The sequence below is a fragment of the Thiohalocapsa sp. genome (assembly GCF_019695415.1).
Taxonomy (GTDB): domain Bacteria; phylum Pseudomonadota; class Gammaproteobacteria; order Chromatiales; family Chromatiaceae; genus Thiohalocapsa.
Genome location: NZ_JAIFKJ010000024.1, coordinates 2,289 through 2,979, shown reverse-complemented (window position 1 = coordinate 2,979; position 691 = coordinate 2,289). Strand labels below are relative to the sequence as shown.

At 65.4% G+C, this 691-nt stretch carries 1 protein-coding gene; it reads right to left on the bottom strand.

Annotated elements, in window-relative coordinates; translation table 11 throughout:
• A partial coding sequence (rplK, locus tag I6U14_RS00345; RefSeq protein WP_296895937.1) for a 50S ribosomal protein L11 occupies positions 1–449 on the bottom strand: 449 nt, incomplete at its 3' end.
• Positions 450–691 lie beyond the last annotated feature (242 nt).

The following is a 691-nucleotide window of genomic DNA, read 5'->3' as shown; positions in this document are numbered from 1 at the left end:
TCCCTGCCTCTCCCTCGTCGGTCCTCCCGCCCCGCCCTACCCCTCGCCCTCCCCCGCCCCCGGACGGTGCGCATCCCCGCGTCTAGGTCGTCGGTGTTGGAGTCCTTCATCTTCGCCTCGGCAATCACGCGGGGCTGGGCGCGCGTCACCGAACCGGCCTTGGCTCGCCCCGGCTCCTTGCTGCCGGACTTCAGACCCGCCGCCTTCTTTAAGAAGTATGTCGCCGGCGGCGTCTTCAGCGCGAAAGTGAACGACTTGTCCTGGTAGATGGTAATCAGCACGGGCACCGGCGCGCCCGGCTCGATCTCGCCGGATGCGGCGTTGAACGCCTTGCAGAACTCCATGATGTTCAGGCCGCGCTGGCCAAGCGCCGGACCGATAGGCGGCGACGGATTGGCCTGGCCGGCCGGAACCTGCAGTTTGAGATATCCTGTTACCTTTTTCGCCATCAGTTTCCCCTAAGACATTCGTGGCAAGCTCTCGCTGCCTCGGGTTAGCGGTCCAACGGGCGGCGCGCCCTCCCGCAAACTGCCTCCGCGCGCGGAGGCCTCGGATTATCACGGCGGATGAGCGCCGTGATTACAGTCGGCTGCGTGCCGATACCATGTTCAGATTTCGCCCCCCGGCTCCTTCTTCCACCGCGCCGTCGGCGGTTACATCTTCTCGACCTGTCCGTATTCAAGCTCGACCG